Source organism: Stenotrophomonas sp. Ps181 (assembly GCF_025697425.1).
In the GTDB taxonomy this organism is placed as follows: Bacteria; Pseudomonadota; Gammaproteobacteria; order Xanthomonadales; family Xanthomonadaceae; genus Stenotrophomonas; species Stenotrophomonas sepilia.
In genome coordinates this window covers 55,562-78,810 of the sequence record NZ_JAHWBI010000002.1, presented here as the reverse complement: position 1 = coordinate 78,810, position 23,249 = coordinate 55,562, and the positions used below count along the sequence as shown (strand labels likewise).

Sequence of the window (23,249 nt, the reverse complement as noted above, 5' to 3'; positions counted from 1 at the left end):
CCGTTACGACTGGCGGGCGGCGACGAACTCGCCGAGCGCGCGCACGCTGGAGAAATGGCGACGGGTTTCTTCCGAATCGGCCGACAGGCTGACACCGTACTTCTTCTGCAGTGCCAGGCCCAGCTCCAGCGCGTCGATCGAATCCAGGCCGAGGCCCTCGACGAACAGCGGCGCGTTCGGATCGATGTCCTCCGGCGTGATGTCCTCCAGCGAAAGGGAGGAAATGATCAATTCCTTGATCTCGTGCTCAAGTGCTTGCACGGGGCGGATCTCCAGACAGGTCGAAATAACGAGAAAGGTGCTCGGTGACGCGGCGTGCTGCCAAGGCATCCCCCCTTGGCGAGTCGTCATCGGCCAGGAAGGGCGCGATCGGGATATCTTCGCCGATCTGCAGCCGAACGTGAAAGCGACGTGAGGGGACACGATACCACTTCTGCCCCTTGGTCAACGTGGGCGGGGTGCAGGTGATCCGCACCGGGGTGATGTCCAGCCGGCCACGGACGGCGATGTTGGCGGCCCCGCGCTGCAGCCGCGGCGGCTGGCCCGGCACGCTGCGGGTGCCTTCGGGGAAGATCACCAGGGTGCCGCCGGCGTGCACCGCGGCCACGCAGTCATCGACCAGGCCCGCCCCGTCGTCGTTGGCGATGTAGCCGGCCGCCCGCACCGGCCCGCGCATGAACGGGTTGCAGGCCACGGCCCGCTTCACCACGCAGTCGGCGTTGGGCAGCAGCGAGATCAGGCAGACCACATCGATCAGGGTCGGATGATTGGCCAGCACCAGCAGGCCGTCGCGCTGCAGGCGCTCACCGCCCTCGATCTGGTAGGTCATCACCCCCAGCGCACGCATCAGGCGCAGGTGGCTGGCAAAGGCGACCTGGACCACGCGGCGGGCGCGGCGGCGGCGGACCACCGGGTCGCGCATCAGCAGCAGCACCGGCATCACCAGCACGCCCAGCAGCAGGCCGCCCACGCCGAACGCGGCAAAGCTCAGGCCGGTGCCGAGCACCCGCCAGGCGTGATCGAGGCGGCGCAGCGCCTCAGCCACGGCGTCCCCAGCGCCAGCGCTGGCCCTGTGCCACATGTTCCAGCGCCGGCGCGCCGGACAGCAGGAAGCGGTGCAGGTCCAGCGCGTGCGGCAGTGCGCCCGGGGCGGTGGCAGTGGCCTCCGGCGCCGCCTCCCACTGCAGGGAGAGGGTCGGCTGGCCCGGCACCGGCGCCGTCAAACGCCAACACCAGGCAAAGAACGGGTCGGGTTCGTCGGCGAACGTCGAGTAAATCTCGGGAAGGCGCGACTCATACACCACCACCCGCACTTCGCGGGCGCCATCGGCGAGCAGACCGGCCGCTTCCAGGCAGGCGGTCTCGACCGTGGCCTGGCCGGCGGCCAGCGCCAGGTAGTTGCCACGGTGGCCGCGCGCGATCGAGTACAACGCAGCGATCGCGTTGTGCACCGACAGGCCGAACCCCGTCGGTGACAAGGGCTGATCGCTGGCCAGCGCCCCCAGCAGCTCCATCGAACGGGCCACGTCGCCGTGGCGGCTGGCGAACACCAGCGGGACCTGGCTGTCCGCCCCCTGCCCATCCTCGCACCAGCAGGCAGCCTGGATCGCCATCCGGCCCAGCCGCTCGATGCGGCGGCGCTGCATTGCCGGGATCTCGGCCAGCGCCGGCGTGTCTTCGCCAACCGGCAGATACGGCGCATCGGCCCAGCCCAGCCACTGGCTACGCTCGCTCAGGCCGGGCGCCCAGGCAGCCCAGTCGACGATGGAGAATTCGATCATTTAGCGAAGGTGCTTCAACGGGAGAACGATAGGCACGAGCCATTACGGCGACGCGCGGCGGCCCCCCAGTCCTGCAGCCGTGCGTCCGTCCAGGACGTCGCCGGCTGCCCCCCTGGCTGCCGGAAAGGAGCGCACGCTAGCACGTCCTGCACGGGGTGTGCAGGTTTCACATTCCCCAACACGGGAGCCGGCACCGGCGGCCCCCGCTTCAATCAATCAGTGGTAACCGGTATCGGCGTGCACCTTGCCGCGGAATACCCGGTACGACCACGCGGTATAGCCGAGGATGACCGGCAGCAGAACGACCAGCCCGACCAGGGTAAAGCCCAGCGAGGAGGCCGGCGCGGCGGCCTGCCACAGGGTCATCGACGGTGGCAGCAGGTAGGGCCACATGCCCAGCACCAGGCCGAGGAAACCGAGCACGAACAGGGCCAGGCTGAGCAGGAACGGCGGCAGGTCGCGGCGCGGATGGGTCGCGCTGCGCCACAGCGCGGCGGCTACCGCCAGGGTCAGCAGCGGCACCGGCGACAGCCACCAGAAGTTGCCGTCGCTGAACCAGCGCGCCATCAGCCGCGAATCGAGGAAGGGCAGCCAGCTGCTGACCAGGCCCATCGCCGCGATCACCGCCACCACCAGCGGCCGGGTCATCTGCCGCGCCAGCGCCTGCACGCGCCCTTCGGTCTTCAGGATCAGCCAGGTGCTGCCCAGCAGCGCATAGCCGGCCACCAGCGCGGCACCGGTCAGCATCGCGAACGGGCTGAACCAGGCGAACGGCCCGCCCTGGTAGGCGCCGTCCACCAGCGGGATGCCCTGCACCAGCGTGCCCAGGATCACGCCCTGGGCGAACGTCGCCAGCAGCGAACCGAGGCCGAACGCCACGCTCCACAGCCGGCGTGACCGATGTGCCTTGAAGCGGAATTCAAAGGCCACGCCACGGAACACCAACGCCACCACCAGCACCAGCACCGGCAGGTACAGCGCCGACAACAGCACCGCATAGGCCTTGGGGAAGGCCGCCAGCAGGCCGGCACCACCCAGCACCAGCCAGGTCTCGTTGCCGTCCCAGATCGGCGCGGCGGTGTTCATCATCAGGTCCAGCTGCTCCTCGTCCTCGGCGAAGGGGGCGAGGATGCCGATGCCAAGCACGAAGCCGTCCAGCACCACGTACATCAGCACGCCGAAGCCGATCACCGCGAACCACGCCACCGGCAGCCAGGTCATCAGGTCCATGTCAGCGCTCCTCCAGCGGTTCGTCGGCTGCCGACAGCGGGCGCGCCGGGGTGTGGCTGCCGTGGTCCAGCGACGGCCCCTCGGCATACGGCTGCGGTCCGTGGCGCAGGATCTTCACCAGGTACCAGATGCCCCAGCCGAACACGAAGGCGTAGCCGACCACGTAGACGCCCAGCGACAGCGCCGTCATCCACGCGCTCTGCGGGCCAACCGCATCGGCGGTGCGCAGCACGCCGTACACCACCCACGGCTGGCGCCCCATCTCGGTGACGAACCAACCGGACAGCAGCGCGACGAAGCCACTCGGCAGCATCCAGTTCCATCCACGCAGCAGCCACGGTGAATCCAGCAGCTTCCTGCGCCACAGCTGGAACGCTGACACCCAGGCCAACAGCAGCATCAGCGTGCCCAGCCCGACCATGATGCGGAAGGCAAAGAACACCGGCGTCACCGGCGGCCGCTCGCTGGCCGGTACCGAGGTCAGCGGGTCGAAGGTGCCATCCAGCGAGTGGGTGAGGATCACGCTGCCCAGCTTCGGGATGGCCACTTCGAAATCGTTGCGCTCTTCCTTCTCGTTGGGCAGCGCGAACACCACCAGCGGTACGCCCTCGCCTTCCTCGGTTTCATGCCAGTGCGCTTCCATCGCCGCGATCTTCATCGGCTGGTGCTTGAGCGTGTTCAGGCCATGCATGTCGCCGACGAAGATCTGCACCGGCACGGTCAATGCCGCGAACGCCACCGCTGCGATCAGCATGCGACGTCCCGCTTCCACGTGCGTGCCCTTGCGCAGGTACCACGCACCGACGCCACCAATCACGAAACAGGTGGTGATGAACGAGCCCAGTGCCATGTGCGCCAGGCGATAGGGGAACGAGGGGTTGAACACCACCTGCCACCAGTCCACCGGATGCACGATGCCGTTGACCATCTCGTAGCCGGCCGGTGTATGCAGCCAGCTGTTGGACGACAGGATCCAGAACGTGGAGAACAGCGTGCCCAGCGCCACCATGCAGGTGGACAGGAAATGCAGGCGCGGCGAGACCCGGCCCCAGCCGAACATCATCACGCCGAGGAAGCTGGCTTCCAGGAAGAACGCGGTCAGCACCTCGTAGGTCAGCAGCGGGCCGATGACCGTACCGGCCACCTCGCTCAGCCGCGGCCAGTTGGTGCCGAACTGGAAGGCCATGACGATGCCACTGACCACGCCCATGCCGAACGACACCGCGAAGATCTTCTGCCAGAAGAAGTACAGCTCGCGCCACACGGGCAACTTGGTGCGCAGCCAGCGCCATTCGATGAAGGCCAGCCAGCTGGCCGTGCCGATGGTGAAGGCGGGGAACAGCACGTGGAAACTGATGACGAATCCGAACTGGATCCGGGACAACAACAACGCGTCCAAGGGACGCCTCCTGCCTGCGACCGGTGGGATACCAGACCACTTTAGGAGGATTTCGTTAAGACGGGATGCGACCGGGTGACGCGCTGCTTCACTTTGTCGCAGGGGTCAACCGTTCTGGTAGCTGCCAACCCTGGTTGGCACACACGCCCAAACGCCGACCTAGGTCGGCATCTACCCACCGCGATTGGAGCGGCCCACCGCCCGGCGGGTGCCTCAGTGCCAGAAATACCAGGCCGCTGCAGCCAGCAGTGCGCCAAACAACAGCACCTGCACCACCACATAGCCCACGCCACTGTCGCGCGACTCAGCGGCAATGCGCTTCTGCAGCGCCTCGCTCACATCCGGCGTTGCTTCCTGCTGCACCTGCTCACGCAACGCCTGCGCCAGCGCGCGCTTTTCCGCATCGCGAGGGTCGGTCGATTGAGTCACAGCAGCTCTCCGGCGGTGGCATGCCGCGTCAGTTCCTGCTTCAGGACCTGGCGCGCGCGGTGCAGGTGGCTCTTGATGGTACCGCGCGCCAGCCCGGTCACCTGCTCGATCTCGGCCAGATCGAAATCCTCCAGGTAATGCAGGCCGACGATCAGGCGCTGCGGCGCGCTCAGCCGTTCCAGTGCCGCGCCGAGCTGGCGCCCGGCCTGCAGCGCCTCGCTCAACTCGGCGGGCCCGGGGCCTTCATCGCCGATCCCCAGTTCCTCCGGCACCTCCACCGCCACCATCCATTGCGCCTCCAGCCGCCGCCGGCGCAGGTGCTGCAGCGCCGTGGTGTAAGCGACCCGGGAAACCCAGGTGCGCAGCGAGGATTCAAAACGGAACCGGTGCAGCTGGCGGAACACGGCAAGGAAGGTTTCCTGCAGCAGGTCGGCGACCTGGTCGCGGTCGCCGACCATGCGTCCGATCACATGCGCGCAGGTGCGCTGGTGGGTCTCCACCAGCTGCGCGAAGGCCGACTGCGAGCCATCGATGATGGCTCGCACCAGGGCCTGGTCCGCGTCCAGCGCTTTGCCGGGGGCCGCCGTCGCCGCCCTATCCTCGCGGCGACGCCCCCGCAATGCGGCCAGTGCTCCGCCCAGCAGGCTCATGCGCGGGGCGCCCCCTGTGCCCGTGGCATATTCCGGCTCAGCCCTTGCGTGCCGCAGGGCGGGTGAAGTGCCAGGCCAGCAGCTGGCCGAGGCCGGCACTACCGACCAGCGCGGCAGCGGCACCAAAGGTCAGGTCACGGGCACCGATGGCTTCCAGCAGGGCCATGGCCAGGGCCAGGCAGACCAGGCTGATGCCCCAGCGCAGCGCCCCCTGGCGGCGGCGCTCTTCTTCCAGCACGGCCAGCGAGCGGATCACTTCCTCCGGCACGTGCGGGGCCACCAGCTTGCTGCGCGCGCGCGCATCGGCAATGGCATGGATCGCGTAGGCGATGCAGATGAAGAGGGTGATCGGAATGAGTTCCTGCATGGTCGGGCTCCTGTTCGATGGATGATGCGGGTTCAGGAGAATGGATGCGCGACCACGGCAACCGGTTGCACCACTTTGCCAATCCCGCTGCCATGACCTGTGGCCCCTGCCCCGGGCCCGTGCGGCTGCTACGCTTGCCCGGTTTCCTCTTCTGGTGCCGTCCGCCCATGTCCCGAGTGCTGCCCCTGTCCCTCCTGCTGTCGGCCGTGCTGGCCGCACCGGCTGCGCATGCTGCGCCGACGCCGATCACCATCGAACAGGCGATGGCCGACCCGGACTGGATCGGTCCGCCGGTCGAGAAGGCCTGGTGGTCGTGGAACAGCCAGCAGGTGGAATACCAGCTCAAGCGCAACGGCAGCCCGGTGCGCGACACCTTCCGCCAGCCGGTGGCCGGCGGCGTGGCCGCGCAGGTGGCTGATGACCAGCGCGGCACCCTGGACGTGGCCGATCCGGTCTACGACCGCAGCCGCAGCCGCAGCGCCTTCGTGCGCAATGGCGATGTGTTCGTGCGCGACCTGCGCAGCGGCGCGCTGACCCAGCTCACCCGCAGCAACGAGCGCGCGGGCAACGTGAACTTTGCCGCCGACAACGGCGTGATCTGGCGCGTCGGCCAGAACTGGTTCCACTGGACCGCCGCCAGCGGCGTGCAGCAGGTGGCCAGCCTGAAGGCCGAGAAGGACCCGCGCACGCCGCCGAAGGCCGACGTGCTGCGCGACCAGCAGCTGCGCACGCTGGAAACCCTGCGCCGCGACCGCGAGCAGCGCGAGGCATTGAAGGACCAGGACCAGCGCTGGCGCCAGGCCGACCCGACCCGCGCACCGGGCCCGGTCTACCTGGGCGCCGACGTCGAGATCGGTGACAGCGTGCTGTCGCCGGACCTCACCCACCTGATCGTGGTGACCAAGCCGAAGGACTTCGACGACGGCCGCACCAGCAAGATGCCGCTGTACGTGACCGAATCGGGATACGAGGAAACCGAGGACACCCGCACCCGCGTCGGCCGCAACGGCTTCGAACCGCACACCCTGTGGTACGTGGACGTGCGCACCGGCAAGGCCGAAAAGCTCTCGCTGGCCAGCCTGCCGGGCATCAGCACCGACCCGCTGGCCGAACTGCGCCGCAAGGCCGGCAAGGACGCGCTGAAGGGCGAGCGCAGCGTGCAGGTGATGAGCGACTTCATGGGCGGCGGCATCCGCTGGAGCGCCGACGGCCAGCAGGCCGCGGTGATGCTGCGTGCCAACGACAACAAGGACCGCTGGATCATCAGCGTCAATGCCGCCGACGGCCGCGTGCAGAACCGCCACCGCCTGACCGACAACGCCTGGATCAACTGGGGCTTCAACGATTTCGGCTGGATGGCCGATGGCCGCACGCTGTGGCTGCTGTCCGAGGAATCGGGCTTCTCGCACCTGTACACCCAGGCCGGCACCGCCAAGCCGCAGGCGCTGACCAGCGGCAAGTGGGAAACCTCGGCGCCGGTGCCGTCGGCCGATGGCAAGGGCTTCTACTTCCTGTGCAACCAGCAGGCCCCGCATGACTACGAAGTCTGCGCGGTCGACACCGGCAGCCGCCAGGTGCGCGAGCTGACCAGCCTCAACGGCGTGGAGGATTTCTCGCTGTCGCCGGATGGCCAGCAGCTGCTGGTGCGTTACTCCGGTGCCTACCTGCCGCCGCAGCTGGCGGTGCTGCCCAGTGCCGGTGGCCAAGCGCGCGTGCTGACCGACACCCGCACCGCCGACTACAAGGCACGCCAGTGGATCCAGCCGAAGCTGGTGGCAGTGCCGTCCAGGCACGGTGCCGGCGTGGTCTGGGCCAAGTACTACGAGCCGGAAAACAAGGAACCGGGGAAGAAGTACCCGATCGTGATGTTCGTGCATGGCGCCGGCTACCTGCAGAACGTGCACCAGCGCTACCCGGCCTACTTCCGCGAGCAGATGTTCCACAACCTGCTGGTGCAGAAGGGCTACATCGTGCTGGACATGGACTACCGCGGCAGCGAGGGCTACGGCCGCGACTGGCGCACGGCCATCTACCGCAACATGGGCCACCCGGAACTGGAAGACTACAAGGACGGCCTGGACTGGCTGGTCGACACCCAGCAGGGTGACCGCGACCACGCCGGCATCTACGGTGGTTCCTATGGCGGCTTCATGACCTTCATGGCGCTGTTCCGTGCGCCGGGCACCTTCAAGGCCGGCGCCGCGCTGCGCCCGGTGGTCGACTGGCACAACTACAACCACGGCTACACCAGCAACATCCTCAACACCCCGGACATCGACCCGGAGGCGTACCGCGTGTCCTCGCCGATCGAGTACGCGCAGAGCCTGCAGGACAACCTGCTGATCGCCCACGGCATGATGGATGACAACGTGTTCTTCCAGGATTCGGTGAACCTGACCCAGCGCCTGATCGAGCTGCACAAGGACAACTGGTCGATCGCACCGTACCCGCTGGAACGCCACGGCTACGTGCGCGCCGATTCCTGGCTGGACCAGTACAAGCGCATCCTCAAGCTGTTCGAGCAGAACCTGAAGTGAGCAACGCCGCGGCCACGATCCGGATCGTGGCCGCGGTCATCCTGGATGACCGCGGCCGGGCGCTGCTGGTGCGCAAGCACGGTGCCCGCCGCTTCATCCAGCCCGGTGGCAAGCCCGAACCCGGCGAAGCACCGCTGCAGGCGCTGGCCCGCGAGCTGGACGAAGAACTGGGCGTGCAGCTGCGCGCCGATGCCGCCATCGCGCTGGGCACGTTCGAGGACTGGGCGGTGAACGAGCCCGGCCACCGCGTGCAGGCACAGGCGTGGTGGGTGCAGGTGGACGGTACGCCGCAGGCGCGCGCCGAAATTGCCGAACGCGCCGAAATTGCCGAACTGGCCTGGGTATCGCTGCAACCACCGCATGGCCTGCCCTTGGCACCCTTGAGCGAACACCATATCCTGCCGGCGGTCGCCACCCGGGTGACGGCCCGCTGAGCAGGCGGGCGCCGACTGCAAGGACATCGGATGTCAATGTCGATCCCGTCGATCCCCTCGCCGCCGTCCCCGGCCTATCACGCCTGGGTGCGCCCGGTGGCACAGGCCTCGTTCTGGCTGTCACTGCTGCTGACGGTCTACTTCGTGCTGCAGGGACTGGTGCTGTGGCCGCTGCACCAGCTAGCGCTGTGGCGCCTGGTGGAAAGCGAAGTGCAGCACCAGCAGCTGCACAGCCTGGTCTGGCTGCTGGCGCATCCGGTCGCCGCGTCAATGGTCGTCGCGTTGTTGTGCCTGGCCTCGACCGTATCCAGCTGGGGCCTGCTGCGTGAACGTCGCTGGGGCCTGTGGAGCTTCGTGGTACTGCTGCTGCTGAGTGCCCTGACCAACTTCGCAGCCGCCTGGTGGCTGGACCTGTTCATGGGCGACTTCATTCCGCTGCTGGCCGATGACCCGGCCCTGCTGCAGGAGCTGCAGCTGAAACGCTGGCTGATCACGCTGACCGTGGTCGGCATGTCGTTCGTGCTTCTCGGCCTGCAGGGCTGGCTGGCCTGGCGCCTGCTGCGCCCCGACCTGCGCGCGCGCTTCCGCTGAGTTCTGCCGGGTGTGGGCCAGGGCCTCCGGCAGCACCCGGCGTTTTGCCTTTGATCGTCAAGGAGTCGACATGCTCTCACTCGCACCGTACCGCCACTGGCTGGCCTGGGCGTTGCTGCTGGCCACGCCGGTGGCCGCGGCACAGGCACCGCAATGTGGCCTGTTCAAGGCCGACGAAGGCAGCAGCACGCTGCGCGTCAGCTCATCCAACCGTGGCGAGCAGAAGCACTTCGGCAGCGCTCCGACCCCGGTCGCGTTCCAGCAGATCGAAGGCAAGCTGCAGCTGGTGAATCTGGAATATGGCCTGCCCAGCGCGCTGCAGGTGCGCGACCGTGGCCGCACCCTCGAGCTGGACGGCACGGTCTACACCCTGCAGGCCCCTGCACAGTGCGCCGCAGCCGCTGCGCCGGCTGCGGGCAGCTGCCTGGCCGATGCGGCGGCCTGCCTGGACAACCGCCACGAGGCGACCCCGACCGTGCTGGCAGCGGCGTGCCGGGAAGGCGTGCCCGGCATGTGCCTGCAGCTGGCCGATCGCTGGCATGACGAGGCCAGGGCGCCGGCCACGCCGGATGAGGTGCAGCAACAGGCCCTCCTCGATACCGCACTCGCCGGCATCGAACTGCCTGTGCCGTGCCGGAATGGCGGCTTCAGCAACGAGACACCGGCCTGTGCAGCGGCGCTGGAAGCGGATCCGGCGCTGCAGGAGCAGATCGTCAAGGCCGCGATGGGTGCGGCGATGGTCGAAGCCGTGAGCTCCGTGCTGTCACCCTCCACGCCGGTAGTGGTGCCGGCCGTGCAGCGCCAGCAGCTGTTGCAGTTGTGCCAGCAGGTCGGCCATGGCGGCTTCTGCAGCCGCGTGGCCGAGCTCTCGTGGGAATCCGGCGACCCCTTGCAGGCGGTGCAGGCACTGACCACAGCGTGCGCGCCCGGCAAGGACAGCGCCGCCTGCGAGCGCCTGCCTGCATTGCAGGCGCTGGGCGCCTCGTTGCGACCGCAGCCGGCTACGGCGCTGCCCTGCGGCACCTTCCGCGCCGCAGGTGGCCTGATGGATACGCTGGACTTCGGCGATGCAGGACGGGTCGGCATCGGCTGGGACAGCCAGCTGCGTGCTCGTGTCGAAGACGGCGACATCCGCATCCGCCACGACAAGGGCGGCGACTTCGTGCTGCGGCCGTTGCCCGGGGGCCAGCTGCTGGGCCTGGACACGTGGACACGCTTCCAGGTGTTCGTGCCGACCGGCGAGGGCGCGAGCACCTGCAGCCCGCCGAAACACTACACGGTGCTGCCGCTGCCGCAGGACTGCCCGCAGGCGCTGGCCAGCGGCGGTGCCGAAGCCTGCTGCGCGCAGGGCAAGCTGCAGGGCTGCAACATTCTTGGCAACCGTCTTGCGCTGTCCGGCCAATGGCGACAGGCAGCAGAGCACTACACCCCCGTGTGCCGTGCCGGCGTGCGCGAGGGCTGCGAAAACCTGGTCGAAGCGCAGGGCCGCAGCAGCGACGTCGACGCCCATGCGACGCTGGAGCGGCTGTGTGCCGCCGACCGCAGCGGGCGCCACGTCGCCTGCGACGTGCTGGACACCGGAAACTGGAGCGCCCTGGAGCTGGGCCGCGTCCTGCAGGAGGCGGTGGACGAAGCGACGGCCGAGGACACTCCGGCGCCGCGCGCTTCCAACCGCAAGCGCTGAGCCTGCCAGGGCCTGTCCGCAGCGTTGGCCGGGCCCTGCGGTAAAGTACGCGCCATGAACGAATTCGAGCGCGTTCGCGCCTACCTCACCGAGCTGCAGGACCGCATCTGTGCGGCGATCGAGGCCGTCGATGGCCGGGCCCGCTTCCAGGAAGACCTGTGGCAGCGTGCAGAGGGCGGTGGCGGGCGTACCCGCGTGCTGCGCGACGGTGCGGTGTTCGAGCAGGCCGGCATCGGCTTCTCCGACGTTGCTGGCAGCCGCCTGCCGCCGTCGGCCTCGGCCAACCGCCCGGAACTGGCGGGCGCCTCCTGGCGCGCCACCGGCGTGTCGCTGGTGTTCCACCCGCTCAACCCGTACGTGCCGACCACCCATGCCAACGTGCGCTTCTTCCAGGCACAGCGCGACGGTGAAGTGGTGGCCAGCTGGTTCGGCGGCGGCTTCGACCTGACCCCGTTCTACCCGTTCGACGAGGACGTGCAGCACTGGCACCGGGTCGCACGCGATCTGTGTGCACCGTTCGGCGACGAACGCTACGCCGCGCACAAGCGCTGGTGTGACGAGTACTTCTTCCTGCGCCACCGCAACGAAACGCGCGGCGTCGGCGGCCTGTTCTTCGACGACCTGCACGGCGACTTCGAGCGCGATTTCGATTATCTGCGCGCGGTCGGCGATGGCTTCCTCGACGCCTACCTGCCGATCGTGCAGCAGCGCAAGGACACACCCCATGGCGAACGCGAACGCGAGTTCCAGCTGTACCGCCGCGGCCGCTACGTGGAATTCAACCTGGTCTACGACCGCGGCACCCTGTTCGGGCTGCAGAGCGGTGGCCGCAGCGAAAGCATCCTGATGAGCCTGCCGCCGCGGGTGCGCTGGGAATACGGCTTCTCGCCCGAACCCGGCAGCCCCGAATCGCGCCTGGCCGACTACCTGGTGCCGCGCGACTGGCTCTGAGGGGTGTCGTCGCGCGGGGCGTGGGCTCGGCGCTGGTCAGCTGCCCTTCCGCGCGATGATGGTGATGTGCCCTGTCGTCTCCAGCAGGGCAATCTGCACATCTTCAATCTGCAGCCCGCCCTGCTGGCGCAGCGCGGCATCGAAGTCGGCGCGGCTGATCAGCTCGCGGCGAAGTACCGCCTCGAACAGGCGACCATCGCGCGCGATTACGGTGGGTTCTCCTTCGATCAACCGCTCCATGCGCCGATTCCGGGTGGTGAGCCAGCCCACCCCGTAGTTCAGCAGGATCAGGGTCGCCGCCAGCAGCAGGCCGCCGCCCAGCGAGGTATCCGTGCCCAGCAGCGCGTTCTGCACCGCGTTGCCCAGCAGCACGATCAGCAGCACGTCGAACGGCGTGATCTGCCCCAGAGCCCGCTTGCCGCCCAGCCGGACCATGCCCAGCACCACGACGTAGACCACCACCGCGCGCAGGATGAATTCCCACCACGGCATGGCCAGGGCGAACAGGTCGGGCATGGTCTTCCCCTGCGGAACGGTGGCCCAGCCTAGCACCTGGGGTCAGATCCCTTTGCCCCATCAGCGCCTGGGGTATTCCATCGGCACAAATAAAAAGCCCCGCTGACCAGGGGGAGGTCAACGGGGCCGGGGAACGGGCACTTGGGGAGGAGTCCCCGTTCCGAGATCTGCTCCAGGGGATGGGAGAGATCCACAACAGGCATTGCGCCTGTCGGGAGTTATAGAAGCACTCCGAACACTAACGGTTCGTGAAGGGGCCCCATTTAATGAAATTCAATCGGGACAACATTCATGGTCGAGTCAGAAACCCCCGACTCATGAACAAATTCACGTCGTTTTCGGCCCGGAATGCGGTCAGTGCGCTTCATCCCAGTTGCTGCCGACGCCCGTATCGACCACCAGCGGCACCCGCAGTTTGGCCGCTTGCGACATGCGTTCCACCACCTGCAAGCGCAAGTCTTCGACGAAACTGCTTTCGGTTTCGAACACCAGTTCATCGTGCACCTGCAGGATCATCCGTGCCGGTGCCCCGCTGTCGCGCAGCCACTGGTCCACATCCACCATCGCGCGCTTGATGATGTCGGCGGCTGTGCCCTGCATCGGCGCGTTGATCGCGGCGCGCTCGGCCCCGGCACGCAGGCCCTGGTTGCGGGCGTGGATGTCGTTCAGGTACAGGCGGCGGCCGAACAGGGTTTCCACATAGCCCTGATCGCGGGCCTGCTGGCGCATCCGTTCCATGAAGTCGCGCACGCCCGGGTAGCGGCTGAAGTACAGCGCCACATAGTCCTGCGCCTGGCCGCGGTCGATGCCCAGGTTGCGGGCCAGGCCGAAGGCGCTCATGCCGTACATCAGGCCGAAGTTGATCGCCTTGGCGGCGCGGCGCTCGTTCGGGGTCACCTCCTCCAGCGTGCGCCCGAACACCTCGGCGGCGGTGGCACGGTGCACGTCGGCGCCCTGCTCGAAGGCGCGCACCAGGCCCGGGTCCTCGGACAGGTGCGCCATGATCCTCAGCTCGATCTGCGAATAGTCGGCGGCCAGCAGCTGGCAGCCTTCCGGGGCGATGAACGCGCGGCGGATGCGACGACCGTCCTCGGTGCGGATCGGGATGTTCTGCAGGTTCGGGTCCGACGAGGACAGGCGGCCGGTAGCGGCGCCGGACTGGTGGTAGCTGGTGTGCACCCGGCCGGTGTCCGGATTGACCATCTCCGGCAGCTTGTCGGTGTAGGTGCTGCGCAGCTTGGCCAATCCGCGGTAGTCGAGGATCACCCGCGGCAGTTCATGCTGGTCGGCAATCGCCTCCAGCGCCTCTTCGTTGGTGCTGGGCTGGCCCTTCGGGGTCTTCATCACCGCCGGCAGCTTCAGCTCGTCGAACAGCACCGCCTGCAACTGCTTGGGCGAATCCAGGTTGAAGCTGCGGCCGGCCATCTCGGTGGCCTTCTGCTGCGCGGCCAGCATGCGCGAGGACAGGTCCTGGCTCTGCCGGCGCAGTTCGTCGGTGTCGATCCGCACGCCATTGGCTTCGATACTGGCCAGCACCGGCACCAGCGGCATCTCGATGTCGCGGTACACGCTGTCCAGCGCCGGCTCGGCCAGCAGCTGCGGCTGCAGCGCGCGATGCAGGCGCAGGGTGATGTCGGCGTCTTCGGCCGCATAGCGGCTGGCTTCGTCGATGCCCACCTGCGAGAACGGGATCTGCTTGGCGCCCTTGCCGGCCACGTCCTCGAACTTGATGGTGCTGTAGCCCAGGTAACGCAGGGCCAGCGAATCCATGTCGTGGCGGGTGGCGGTGGAGTTGAGCACGAAGCTCTCGAGCATGGTGTCGTCGTGGTAGCCCCGCACGTCCACGCCGTGGCGGCGCAGCACATGCAGGTCGTACTTGCCATGCTGGCCCAGCTTCTTCTTCGCCGGGTCCTGCAGCGCCGGGCGCAGTGCGTCCAGCACCTGCTGCATCGGCAGCTGGGCCGGCGCACCCGGGTAATCGTGGCCGACCGGAATGTAGGCCGCCCTGCCCGGCTCGACCGCCAGGCTGATGCCGACCAGGCGCGCGCGCATCGCATCCAGTGCGTCGGTCTCGGTGTCGAAGCTGATCAGGTCGGCCTGCTGCAGGCGTTCGACCCAGGCCTGCAGCTGCTCGGCGGTCAGAACGGTCTCGTATTCACCCGGCGCGGACAGTGCCGGATCCAGCGTGCCGGCGGCGGGCGCCTCGACGCTGCCACGTGCGAAGCCGGCCGCGGTACCGCGCAGGCTCGGGGTGGCCTCGCTGGCCGCTGCCGGCGCCGGCACAGGCGCACCCAGTTCCTTCAGCGCCTGGGTGAAGCCGTAGCGCGTATACAGTTCGGTCAGCTCCGGCACGTCCTGCTCGCGCAGCGCCAGCGTGGTCGGGCTGGCCTCCAGTTCCACATCGGTGCGGATGGTCACCAGCTCGCGGTTCAGCGGCAGGCGCTCCAGCGCGGCGCGCAGGTTCTCGCCGATCTTGCCCTTCATGGTCGGCGCGGCCGCCATCACCCCGTCCAGGTGCTGGTACTCGGCCAGCCACTTGGCAGCGGTCTTCGGCCCGCACTTCTCCACGCCCGGCACGTTGTCGACCGCGTCGCCCATCAGCGCCAGCAGGTCGACGATCTGATCGGCGCGCACGCCGAACTTGTCCATCACCGCCGCGTCGGAATCCATGCGGCTGCCGGTCATGGTGTTGACCAGCTCGATGCCCGGGCGCACCAGCTGGGCGAAGTCCTTGTCCCCGGTGGAGATGGTCACCTTCAGGTCCTGCGCCAGGCCCTGCAGCGCCAGCGTGCCGATCACATCGTCGGCTTCCACGCCGGGGATGCGCAGGATGCTGATGCCCAGCGCTTCGACGATGCGGCACATCGGCTCGACCTGGCTGCGCAGCTCATCGGGCATCGGCGGGCGGTTGGCCTTGTACTGGTCGTACAGGTCATCACGGAAGGTCTTGCCGGGCGCATCGACCACGAACGCGACGTAGGCCGGGCGCTCCTTCAGCGTCGAACGCAGCATGTTGACCACGCCGAACAGCGCGCCGGTGGGCTCACCCTGTGCATTGGACAGGGGCGGCAGCGCGTGAAACGCGCGGTACAGGTAACTGGACCCGTCGATCAGGACTAATCTGCTCATGCGCCGATTCTACGCGCCCGTGCCTGCACCGCGACGACACGGCACGCACCTGGCGATGGGGCATAATCAGGGCTCTCTCCAGGCAAAGGCCCCCGTCGATGAAGACCCTGATGCTGGCTTCCCTGCTCCTGCTCGCTGGCTGCGCCAGCATGGGTGGCGCAGGTGCTCCCCCGGTGGACGTCAAGGGCGCCGATGTCTCCAAGCGCACCATGGACAACGGCGATGTCATCGAGGAATACCGTGTGTCCGGCCAGCTGCGCATGGTCAAGGTGACGCCGTCGCGCGGTGCCCCGTTCTACATGTACGACAAGAACGGCGATGGCCGATTCGACAACGACAAGGACGGCGTGTCGCCGGTGTACTGGAAGCTGTACAGCTGGTGAGGTGACCGGGGTTGTGACCGGGGTCGGATCCCTTTCCACAGGAAAGGGCTCTGACCCCCTCGAAGCCATCGGCACGGCCGCCGATCCCCCCACAAAAAAAGCAACGCCGGCGCGCATCCTGCGGCCGGCGTCGGGTCCCCTCCCCGGGGAACGCTTGAATCAGCGGGTATGGATCAGCGGATGACCAGCACCGGCAGCGTGCTGCGCGCCAGCACCTCGGCGGTCTGGCTGCCCAGCAGTACACGGGTCACGCCCCGGCGGCCATGCGAGGTCATCACGATCAGGTCGCTGTTGCGCTCGGCCGCCGTCTCGATGATGCCGTCGGCCGCGTAGCGGTCCAGCACGTGCACCGGGTTGGCGGTGATGCCCTGCTCGGCGGCCTTGGCCAGCGCCGGCTGCAGCACCTTCTGCGCGCCTTCCTCGCGGTCAGCCTTGTATTCCGGGCTGTTCATGTAGCCCACGCTCCAGCCCATGGCGTCGTACATGCCGACGGCCCACGGCTCGGAAACAGTGACGATATCGACCTCGGCGTTGAGGTCCTTGGCCAGTTCCAGGCCCTTGGCCAGGCCCTTGTCGGCCAGCTCGGAGCCGTCGGTGGCAATGAGGATGCGCTTGTACATGGTGGGGCTCCGTGGCGGTCTGCCAGATGGGAACGCCACCATTGCACACCGGATGTGCAGGCGGCGCCTTGAGCAGGATCAATCCGGCGCCGTGCAGCGGCCTGTGCGCACTACCGGCTTGCGTACTCACTGACCGCGGCGCATGCTGACCCAGCGGTATCGGGCCGCCCCGGGAGAACGTTGATGCAGGACAGCAAGCCGACATCACAAAGCACCCTCAGGATCATCCTGTGGAGCCTCGCCGCCATCTTCGCCCTGTTCTGCGGCGGCTATTACCTGGGCAAGGATCTTGCCCAGCGCGACAACGCCCGGCAGTCAGCCGGCCGATAACCTGCTTCTGTAGAGCCGAGCCCATGCTCGGCTCCACAATTGAACGTCTCAGGCGATCTGCACCACACGTGCGTTCTGGCACAGCGGGTAGCTGGCCACGAACTCGTCAATCGCATCGCGCATCGCCTCGAACGATTGGCCGTACATGTACAGCGCGGTCTCGCTCGGGCCCTGCCACCAGCTGCAGATCTCGCCAAGGCCATCAATGCGCTCGGACAGCTGCTCGAACACGTGGTTGGAATCGCACTGCTCGTAGACTTCGTCCGGCAGGTTCAGGCCATCCAGGTAGATGCCCAGGCCCTCGGTCACGCCGAAACTGCGGTCGGCCTCACCAGCCCCCTGCAGCTGCGAACCCTTCGGTGCACCCAGCTGTTCCAGCAGATCGATCAGCTTCGGCACGCCGGCCGCATCGACCAGCGCCACTTCGATATCGCCGTATTCGACCTCACCCAGGTCGGACATCGCCGTGCCGCCGCCGGTGATCTCGCCGACATTGGCCGCCTGCAGCAGCGCATCGAGTGGGTCCTCGAACAGTTCGTGGCGATGTTCGGGCTGCAGCCGGGCATTCAACGTCACGGTGACGTGCAGCGCGGGTTCGGTCATGGGAGCGTTCCTGAAAGAAGTGCCGCCTATTGTAGAGCCGAGCCCATGCTCGGCTGCTTTTTCGCGCCAGACGCAGCCGAGCATGGGCTCGGCTCTACAGGAATTCCCGCCCCCCGACGGTGATCAGATCACCGTCAGGTTGGCGTAGGCCATCACCAGCCACTTGCTGCCGGCGTCGGCGAATTCGACCTGCACGCGGGCGTGGGCGCCGCTGCCTTCGTAGTCGGTCACCATGCCTTCGCCGAACTTGGGATGGGTGACCAGTGCGCCGAGCTTGAGCGGCGGCGCCTCGATCGAGGCATGGCCCATCACCCGGCTGGCGCCCATCGAGGCCGGCCGCGAGACCTGCACCTTCGGACGCACTTCGTGCAGCAGCTCGCGCGGAATCTCGCGCAGGAAGCGCGACGGCAGGCTGTAGTTGTCCTGGCCGTGGATGCGGCGCGATTCGGCGTAGCTCAGCACCAGCTTCTGGCGCGCGCGGGTGATGCCGACGTAGGCCAGGCGGCGCTCTTCTTCCAATCGCCCGCTTTCCTCCAGCGAACGTGCGCTGGGGAACAGGCCTTCTTCCAGGCCTGCCAGGAACACCAGCGGGAATTCCAGGCCCTTGGCCGAATGCAGGGTCATCAGCTGCACACCGTCCTCGCCCGCCTGCGCCTGGCCCTCGCCGGCCTCCAGTGCGGCATAGGCCAGGAACGCGACAAGCTCGTCCATGTCCTCACCCACTTCCTCGATGTCGTCGGCGCGGCGCACGAAGCGCGAGGCGACCGAGACCAATTCGTCGAGGTTGTCGGTGCGCGATTCCGAATCCAGCGAATTGCGGCTTTCCTTGCTCCAGTGCTCGCGCAGCTGCGAGCGGGCCAGCACGTGGTCCACGCGCTCGGCCAGGGTCATGTGCACGGTCTGCGCCTGCAGCTCGTTGACCAGCCCCAGGAAGCCGGCCAGTGCATTGCGCGCGCGCGCGGCCAGCGCGTTGCCCTGGGTGACCAGCATCGTTGCTTCCCACAGCGAGATGCCCTGCGCGCGCGCCTCGCGGCGCACTTCGTCCAGCGTGCGGTCGCCGATGCCACGCGTCGGCGTGTTGACCGCGCGCTCGAAGGCGGCGTCATCGTTGCGGTTGGACAGCAGGCGCAGGTAGGCCAGCGCGTCCTTGATTTCGGCACGCTCGAAGAAGCGCATGCCGCCATACACGCGGTACGGCACCTGTTCGCTCAGCAGCGCTTCTTCCAGCGCGCGCGATTGCGCGTTGCTACGGTAGAGCACGGCAACTTCGGTGTAGCTGCCACCGTCGCGCACCCACTGGCGGGCGCGCTCGACGATGTAGCGCGCCTCGTCCATCTCGTTGTACGCGGCGTACAGGTCGATCGGCTCGCCGTCACCGCTGTCGGTCCACAGCTGCTTGCCGATGCGATCCGGGTTGTGCGCGATCACCGCATTGGCGGCGCCGAGGATGTTGGCGGTGGAGCGGTAGTTCTGCTCCAGGCGGATGGTCTGCGCGCCCGGGAAATCGCGCAGGAAGCCCTGCACGTTCTCGACCTTGGCGCCGCGCCAGCCGTAGATGGCCTGGTCATCGTCGCCGACCACGAACACGTGGCCGGAATCGCCGGCCAGCACGCGCACGAAGGCGTACTGGATGGCATTGGTGTCCTGGAACTCGTCCACCAGGATCTCGCGGAAGCGGGCGCGGTAGTGCGCCAGCAGCGCCGGGTTGTCGCGCAGCAGTTCGTGCGCGCGCAGCAGCAGCTCGGCGAAGTCGACCAGGCCGGCGCGGTCGCAGCGCGCCTGGTACTCGATGTAGGCCTGGCGCATGGTTTCCAGCCACGCATCGTGCGGTTCGGGCTGGATGTGCTGCGGGCGGCGGCCTTCATCCTTCTGCGCGTTGATCCACCACGCGATCTGCTTGGGCGGGTACTTGCCGTCGTCCAGCTCCAGCGCCTGCACCACGCGCTTGACCAGCCGCAGCTGGTCGTCCGAGTCCATCACCTGGAAGCCTTCGGGCAGCTTGGCGTCCTGCCAGTGCAGGCGCAGCAGGCGGTTGGCCAGGCCGTGGAAGGTACCGATCCACATGCCACGGCTGCCATGGGGCAGCTGGGCGTCGATGCGGTGGCGCATCTCGCCGGCCGCCTTGTTGGTGAAGGTCACCGCGAAAATGCCGTGGGTCGGCACGCCGTCGACTTCATGCAGCCAGGCGATGCGGTGGGTAAGTACGCGGGTCTTGCCGGAACCGGCACCGGCCAGCACCAGGTGGTGGCCGGGGGGAGCGGAGACGGCTTCGCGCTGGGCCGGGTTCAGGCCATCAAGCAGGTGGGAGACATCCATACCCCCATTTTACGGCATCGCCGTCGCGGCTCCTGCGACCACCTGGGTGGCCAGTGCCTGCGCCTGCTGACGCAGTTCAGGCACCGCCAGGCTTTCCCACAGGCTGCCGATGCGCAGGCTGCCGAGCACGCCCAGCCGTGCCTGCGGCTGGCCCCCAGCGGCACACAGGCGGTCGCCCGGCACCGTGCTGTCCAGGCCCAGCCCATGCGGGCCGGGGCGGGCCAGGCCATCGGCCTGCAGCTGCTGCAGCAGCGGGTTGCGCAGCGCGCTGGCGCGGGTTTCCACGCCGGTAGCGTTGATCACGCCGCTGATCGTCCATTGCTGTTCATTGCCGGTGGCATCGCGACCCGACAGCCGCAGGGCATCGCCTTCGCGGCCGACGCGTTGCAGGCGGGACCGATGGATGCGCAGTTGGCCGCTGTCCTGCAGGGACTGCAGCTGCGCATCCACCTCTTCGGCGATGCGGTGGCGATGCACGTCCCAGTAGCGCACCACATGGCGCAGGAAACGGCGCTGGTCAGCCTCGTCGAGGCTGCACCACAGCGCCTGCCCGTGTGGACGGATGCGGTCCATCACGCCCTGCCACGGCAGGCCGTCGGCCTGCGCCTGCCGCGCGAACCCGCGCAATGCGTGCAGGCGCTGGCGCAGGTTCATCGGCAGCAGCGTCGCCGGATCGAACGCGGGCAGGCCACCATGCGCGTGCGGCAACGGCAGCAGGCCATGGCGCGAGATCACGTGCAGCGGGCCGGTGTGGCCGGCCGCAACCAATGCCAGCACGGTGTCGGCCATGCTCAGGCCGGAACCGACGATGGCCACGGCCTGCTCACCGGCCAGGGTACGCACGCCGTCGTAGTCCCAGGCTTCGATCACATCATCGGCGGGCAGCGCCTCGGCACCGGCCACCGGCAGCGGCCGCATGCTGTTGCCGGTGGCGAGCACGGCCTGTGCGGCGTGCAGCGTCTGGCCATCGCCGAGTGTCAGCTGGTAGCCGTGGTCATCCGGCTGCAGGCCCAGCACCGGCTGCGCGATCACCTGCAGCTGCGCCGGGCTGGCCGCGGCGGCCTCCTGCAGGCGCTGCTGCAGGTACGCTGCAAAGTAGTGGCGGCACACGTAGCGCTCGCCCAGCACCTCGCGCGCCTCGCCCGGGTAGGCATTGGCGGCCATCAGGTAGTCGAGGAAATCGCCGGGCTGGTCGGCAAACGCACTCATCTTCGCCGCCGGCACGTTCAGCAGGTGCTCCGGCCACGGCGTGGCATAGGCGATGCCCTGGGCCAGCTGCGAGGCGGGTTCGAAGATGGCCAGCGCCAGCGGCGCCTGGGCCTGGCGCAACACCTGGATCGCCACCAGCACCCCGGCCGCACCGCCGCCGATGATTGCCAGGTCCAGTTCGCCATTACGCGGTGAATCAGTCATGCGCCGATTGTAGGCCATCGGCGATGACGGGCCGGATTGCCGAAATGGGCGGCCGGCATTGCCTCACATCAACGCATCGGCCAGCCGTGCGATGCCTTCGCGGCTGCGCCGCCACGTGGGGCGGCTGCGCCATTGCTGCAGATCCAGCTGCCGCGCTTCACGCAGGTAGCCGTCCTCGATCGCACACAGCTGCTGCACCAGCGCACGGTCGTAGCAGATCAGGCCGATCTCGGCATTCAGCGCGAACGAGCGGATATCCATGTTGATCGAGCCGAGCACGGCGATGTCCTCGTCCACGCTCATGTGCTTGGCATGCAGGAACTGCGGTTCGTACAGCGCAATGCGCACGCCACAGCGCAGCAGCTCGTCGTAGTACGCCTCCTGCGCCCACGAAGTCAGCCGCTGGTTGTTGCTGGCCGAGAGGATCAGCTGCACCTCCACGCCGGACAACGCGGCAATGCGCAGCGCACTGAGCGTGGCTTCGTCGGGCACGAAGTACGGGGTAACCATCACCAGCCGGCGCCGCGCCAGGTGGATCAGCGCCGCCACCGCATCGCGTGCGTTGCTGTAGGGATAGGCGGGGCCGCTGGGCAGCAGCTGGGTGGCGATGTCGTCGCTGCACTCGGGCACATCGGCGATCACGTCCAGGCGCTGGCCGGTTTCCATGTACCAGTCGCTGGCGAACACCGCTTCCAGATGCGCCACGGCCGGGCCACGCACGCGCGCCACCAGCTCGCGGTTCGGGTGGCCGGGCACGAACTGCGGGCCCGCCAGGTTCTGCGAACCGACATAGGCCACTTCGTTGTCGATCACCGCGATCTTGCGGTGGTTGCGCAGGTCCATGCGCCCGCTGCGGCGCCAGCGCAGGCCACCGGGCAGCATCGCGCGCACTTCGATGTCGCGCGCCTGCAGGCGCTTGCGATAGGCGCGCAGGCCGCGCTTGGCGCCCACCGCGTCGAGCAGCACGCGGCACTGCACGCCACGCGCAGCCGCACGCTGCAGGGCCTCGACGATCGCCTCGCCCACCGCGTCGTCGAACATCAGGTAGTACAGCAGGTGCACGCGGTCTTCGGCCTGGTCGATATCGGCAATCAGCGTGTGCAGCGATTCGTCGTAGTCGGTCAGCAGGTCGACGGCGTTGCCGTGCACCGGCATGAAATCGCCCTGGCGCTGCACCAGCGGCACGATTTCGGCGCTGGCGGTGTCCAGTTGCGGTGTCCAGCGCAGGCGATACTGCAGCGCCTGTTCCTCGCGGATGACCTGCGAGGCCTCGGCCTGGCGGCGGATGCGCTCGCGCGACAGCCATGGGTGGCCGAACAGCAGGTACAGCGGCAGGCCCAGCAGCGGCACGAAGCCGACCAGCAGCAGCCAGCTGCGCGCCGCCCCCGGCGTGGTGCGGGTGGGAATCCAGCACAGCGCAACCAGCCGGATCAGCCAGTCGATCAGCAGCAGGTAGGAACCCAGCAACCACTCGAACAGCATCGTGTCGCCCGTCGGGAGGTGATGGGCCATTCTGCCCACCGGCCCTTGTAGAGTCGAGCCGCGCTCGACGGCCTTCCGGTCCGACTGCACAGCAGCCGAGCGTGGGCTCGGCTCTACAGGATGGATCAATGCCGCACCGGCACCTCGCACAGCTGCCGCACCGCGTCGGCATGGCGGCGGCCGTTGAGCGCCATGCAGGCGATCGCCTGTGCGGCCCGCTCCAGCTGCGCCTCCGGCAGCGGCGACGGCGCGCCGTTGGCCAGTGCCAGATGGTGGTCGCACAGCAGCAGCGCCATGCCCTCGATGCCTTGCAGCATGCGCTGCAGGCGCAGCCAGCCCAGTTCCAGGTCCTGCCGGTGGGATGGGGTGTTCATGCAACCTCCTTCAACGGATCTGGCCACCGT

Annotated in this window: 23 protein-coding genes; 7 read left to right on the top strand and 16 right to left on the bottom strand. The window is 68.2% G+C overall.

What is annotated here, in order from left to right:
- Nucleotides 1-3 precede the first annotated feature (3 nt).
- The 8 genes from KXV01_RS03945 to KXV01_RS03910 all read right to left on the bottom strand — a co-directional run bounded on the left by KXV01_RS03945 (nucleotide 4) and on the right by KXV01_RS03910 (nucleotide 5,856).
- Nucleotides 4-261 carry a phosphopantetheine-binding protein gene (locus KXV01_RS03945; RefSeq protein ID WP_111096668.1) on the bottom strand — a complete coding sequence of 86 codons (258 nt, stop codon included), beginning with the start codon at nucleotides 259-261 and terminating at the stop codon, nucleotides 4-6.
- On the bottom strand, nucleotides 248-1,045 hold the full coding sequence (locus tag KXV01_RS03940; protein WP_049416042.1) for a lysophospholipid acyltransferase family protein: 798 nt from the start codon (nucleotides 1,043-1,045) through the stop codon (nucleotides 248-250). Before KXV01_RS03940 ends, KXV01_RS03945 begins: the two co-directional genes overlap by 14 nt.
- Entirely contained in the window at nucleotides 1,038-1,781 is a 744-nt protein-coding gene (locus KXV01_RS03935) for a beta-ketoacyl synthase chain length factor (RefSeq protein ID WP_111096669.1), read from the bottom strand. Before KXV01_RS03935 ends, KXV01_RS03940 begins: the two co-directional genes overlap by 8 nt.
- 216 nt (nucleotides 1,782-1,997) lie before the next feature.
- Nucleotides 1,998-3,011 carry a cytochrome d ubiquinol oxidase subunit II gene (cydB, locus tag KXV01_RS03930; protein WP_049415994.1) on the bottom strand — a complete coding sequence of 338 codons (1,014 nt, stop codon included), beginning with the start codon at nucleotides 3,009-3,011 and terminating at the stop codon, nucleotides 1,998-2,000.
- Nucleotide 3,012: 1 nt separating this feature from the next.
- Nucleotides 3,013-4,410, bottom strand: coding sequence for a cytochrome ubiquinol oxidase subunit I (locus KXV01_RS03925; protein WP_049438274.1), 1,398 nt, complete (start codon nucleotides 4,408-4,410; stop codon nucleotides 3,013-3,015).
- A 213-nt stretch (nucleotides 4,411-4,623) separates the two neighbouring features.
- On the bottom strand, nucleotides 4,624-4,839 hold the full coding sequence (locus tag KXV01_RS03920) for a hypothetical protein (protein ID WP_049415989.1): 216 nt from the start codon (nucleotides 4,837-4,839) through the stop codon (nucleotides 4,624-4,626).
- Nucleotides 4,836-5,489: a sigma-70 family RNA polymerase sigma factor gene (locus KXV01_RS03915; protein ID WP_263467513.1), complete on the bottom strand. Its 654-nt coding sequence runs from the start codon at nucleotides 5,487-5,489 to the stop codon at nucleotides 4,836-4,838. Before KXV01_RS03915 ends, KXV01_RS03920 begins: the two co-directional genes overlap by 4 nt.
- Before the next feature lie 37 nt (nucleotides 5,490-5,526).
- Nucleotides 5,527-5,856 carry a hypothetical protein gene (locus KXV01_RS03910; RefSeq protein ID WP_005414880.1) on the bottom strand — a complete coding sequence of 110 codons (330 nt, stop codon included), beginning with the start codon at nucleotides 5,854-5,856 and terminating at the stop codon, nucleotides 5,527-5,529.
- 167 nt (nucleotides 5,857-6,023) lie between these two features.
- Here KXV01_RS03910 and KXV01_RS03905 point away from each other — a divergent pair, with 167 nt between their 5' ends.
- The 5 genes from KXV01_RS03905 to hemF all read left to right on the top strand — a co-directional run bounded on the left by KXV01_RS03905 (nucleotide 6,024) and on the right by hemF (nucleotide 12,053).
- A complete protein-coding gene (locus tag KXV01_RS03905) occupies nucleotides 6,024-8,393 on the top strand; it encodes a S9 family peptidase (protein WP_111096670.1) in 2,370 nt (789 codons plus the stop codon).
- Nucleotides 8,390-8,827 carry an NUDIX domain-containing protein gene (locus KXV01_RS03900; protein WP_111096671.1) on the top strand — a complete coding sequence of 146 codons (438 nt, stop codon included), beginning with the start codon at nucleotides 8,390-8,392 and terminating at the stop codon, nucleotides 8,825-8,827. Before KXV01_RS03905 ends, KXV01_RS03900 begins: the two co-directional genes overlap by 4 nt.
- Nucleotides 8,828-8,857: 30 nt before the next feature.
- Nucleotides 8,858-9,418, top strand: a complete 561-nt coding sequence (locus KXV01_RS03895; RefSeq protein WP_099494926.1) for a hypothetical protein — start codon at nucleotides 8,858-8,860, stop codon at nucleotides 9,416-9,418.
- A gap of 70 nt (nucleotides 9,419-9,488) precedes the next feature.
- Complete coding sequence (locus KXV01_RS03890; protein ID WP_111096672.1) at nucleotides 9,489-11,102, top strand: hypothetical protein; 1,614 nt, start codon at nucleotides 9,489-9,491, stop codon at nucleotides 11,100-11,102.
- 54 nt (nucleotides 11,103-11,156) lie between these two features.
- Nucleotides 11,157-12,053, top strand: coding sequence for an oxygen-dependent coproporphyrinogen oxidase (gene hemF / locus KXV01_RS03885; RefSeq protein ID WP_049415973.1), 897 nt, complete (start codon nucleotides 11,157-11,159; stop codon nucleotides 12,051-12,053).
- A gap of 36 nt (nucleotides 12,054-12,089) precedes the next feature.
- Here hemF and KXV01_RS03880 read toward each other — a convergent pair whose 3' ends face one another.
- Nucleotides 12,090-12,569 (bottom strand): YetF domain-containing protein, encoded by a 480-nt coding sequence (locus KXV01_RS03880; RefSeq protein WP_021203514.1) that lies wholly within the window; start codon nucleotides 12,567-12,569, stop codon nucleotides 12,090-12,092.
- 354 nt (nucleotides 12,570-12,923) lie between these two features.
- The gene (gene polA / locus KXV01_RS03875; protein WP_111096673.1) at nucleotides 12,924-15,698 is read right to left on the bottom strand and encodes a DNA polymerase I; all 2,775 of its coding nucleotides are present in this window, start codon (nucleotides 15,696-15,698) and stop codon (nucleotides 12,924-12,926) included.
- A gap of 98 nt (nucleotides 15,699-15,796) precedes the next feature.
- Between polA and KXV01_RS03870 the strand changes: the two genes are divergently transcribed.
- Entirely contained in the window at nucleotides 15,797-16,081 is a 285-nt protein-coding gene (locus KXV01_RS03870) for a DUF2782 domain-containing protein (RefSeq protein ID WP_005411628.1), read from the top strand.
- 173 nt (nucleotides 16,082-16,254) lie between these two features.
- Here the strand turns inward: KXV01_RS03870 and KXV01_RS03865 are convergent, their stop codons facing one another.
- Nucleotides 16,255-16,701, bottom strand: coding sequence for a universal stress protein (locus KXV01_RS03865; RefSeq protein ID WP_005420335.1), 447 nt, complete (start codon nucleotides 16,699-16,701; stop codon nucleotides 16,255-16,257).
- A gap of 183 nt (nucleotides 16,702-16,884) precedes the next feature.
- Between KXV01_RS03865 and KXV01_RS03860 the strand changes: the two genes are divergently transcribed.
- Nucleotides 16,885-17,031: a hypothetical protein gene (locus KXV01_RS03860; RefSeq protein ID WP_162838146.1), complete on the top strand. Its 147-nt coding sequence runs from the start codon at nucleotides 16,885-16,887 to the stop codon at nucleotides 17,029-17,031.
- Between the two features lie 48 nt (nucleotides 17,032-17,079).
- Here the strand turns inward: KXV01_RS03860 and KXV01_RS03855 are convergent, their stop codons facing one another.
- The 5 genes from KXV01_RS03855 to KXV01_RS03835 form a co-directional block, all read right to left on the bottom strand.
- Nucleotides 17,080-17,634 carry a hypothetical protein gene (locus KXV01_RS03855; protein WP_100478954.1) on the bottom strand — a complete coding sequence of 185 codons (555 nt, stop codon included), beginning with the start codon at nucleotides 17,632-17,634 and terminating at the stop codon, nucleotides 17,080-17,082.
- A gap of 123 nt (nucleotides 17,635-17,757) precedes the next feature.
- Nucleotides 17,758-19,950 (bottom strand): DNA helicase II, encoded by a 2,193-nt coding sequence (uvrD, locus tag KXV01_RS03850; protein WP_100478955.1) that lies wholly within the window; start codon nucleotides 19,948-19,950, stop codon nucleotides 17,758-17,760.
- Between the two features lie 9 nt (nucleotides 19,951-19,959).
- Nucleotides 19,960-21,381 (bottom strand): FAD/NAD(P)-binding protein, encoded by a 1,422-nt coding sequence (locus tag KXV01_RS03845; protein ID WP_263467512.1) that lies wholly within the window; start codon nucleotides 21,379-21,381, stop codon nucleotides 19,960-19,962.
- Between the two features lie 45 nt (nucleotides 21,382-21,426).
- Nucleotides 21,427-22,845, bottom strand: a complete 1,419-nt coding sequence (cls, locus tag KXV01_RS03840; RefSeq protein WP_263467625.1) for a cardiolipin synthase — start codon at nucleotides 22,843-22,845, stop codon at nucleotides 21,427-21,429.
- A gap of 125 nt (nucleotides 22,846-22,970) precedes the next feature.
- Nucleotides 22,971-23,219 (bottom strand): hypothetical protein, encoded by a 249-nt coding sequence (locus tag KXV01_RS03835; RefSeq protein WP_032960654.1) that lies wholly within the window; start codon nucleotides 23,217-23,219, stop codon nucleotides 22,971-22,973.
- Nucleotides 23,220-23,249 lie beyond the last annotated feature (30 nt).

Excerpts from the sequence above, each read along its gene's own strand:
- KXV01_RS03935 (WP_111096669.1), bottom strand. The coding sequence starts at position 1,781 with ATGATCGAATTCTCCATCGTCGACTGGGCTGCCTGGGCGCCCGGCCTG.
- cydB (WP_049415994.1), bottom strand. The coding sequence starts at position 3,011 with ATGGACCTGATGACCTGGCTGCCGGTGGCGTGGTTCGCGGTGATCGGC.
- KXV01_RS03915 (WP_263467513.1), bottom strand. The coding sequence starts at position 5,489 with ATGAGCCTGCTGGGCGGAGCACTGGCCGCATTGCGGGGGCGTCGCCGC.
- KXV01_RS03910 (WP_005414880.1), bottom strand. The coding sequence starts at position 5,856 with ATGCAGGAACTCATTCCGATCACCCTCTTCATCTGCATCGCCTACGCG.
- KXV01_RS03905 (WP_111096670.1), top strand. The coding sequence starts at position 6,024 with ATGTCCCGAGTGCTGCCCCTGTCCCTCCTGCTGTCGGCCGTGCTGGCC.
- KXV01_RS03895 (WP_099494926.1), top strand. The coding sequence starts at position 8,858 with ATGTCAATGTCGATCCCGTCGATCCCCTCGCCGCCGTCCCCGGCCTAT.
- KXV01_RS03890 (WP_111096672.1), top strand. The coding sequence starts at position 9,489 with ATGCTCTCACTCGCACCGTACCGCCACTGGCTGGCCTGGGCGTTGCTG.
- hemF (WP_049415973.1), top strand. The coding sequence starts at position 11,157 with ATGAACGAATTCGAGCGCGTTCGCGCCTACCTCACCGAGCTGCAGGAC.
- KXV01_RS03880 (WP_021203514.1), bottom strand. The coding sequence starts at position 12,569 with ATGCCCGACCTGTTCGCCCTGGCCATGCCGTGGTGGGAATTCATCCTG.
- polA (WP_111096673.1), bottom strand. The coding sequence starts at position 15,698 with ATGAGCAGATTAGTCCTGATCGACGGGTCCAGTTACCTGTACCGCGCG.
- KXV01_RS03870 (WP_005411628.1), top strand. The coding sequence starts at position 15,797 with ATGAAGACCCTGATGCTGGCTTCCCTGCTCCTGCTCGCTGGCTGCGCC.
- KXV01_RS03865 (WP_005420335.1), bottom strand. The coding sequence starts at position 16,701 with ATGTACAAGCGCATCCTCATTGCCACCGACGGCTCCGAGCTGGCCGAC.
- KXV01_RS03860 (WP_162838146.1), top strand. The coding sequence starts at position 16,885 with ATGCAGGACAGCAAGCCGACATCACAAAGCACCCTCAGGATCATCCTG.
- KXV01_RS03855 (WP_100478954.1), bottom strand. The coding sequence starts at position 17,634 with ATGACCGAACCCGCGCTGCACGTCACCGTGACGTTGAATGCCCGGCTG.
- uvrD (WP_100478955.1), bottom strand. The coding sequence starts at position 19,950 with ATGGATGTCTCCCACCTGCTTGATGGCCTGAACCCGGCCCAGCGCGAA.
- KXV01_RS03845 (WP_263467512.1), bottom strand. The coding sequence starts at position 21,381 with ATGGCCTACAATCGGCGCATGACTGATTCACCGCGTAATGGCGAACTG.
- cls (WP_263467625.1), bottom strand. The coding sequence starts at position 22,845 with ATGCTGTTCGAGTGGTTGCTGGGTTCCTACCTGCTGCTGATCGACTGG.
- KXV01_RS03835 (WP_032960654.1), bottom strand. The coding sequence starts at position 23,219 with ATGAACACCCCATCCCACCGGCAGGACCTGGAACTGGGCTGGCTGCGC.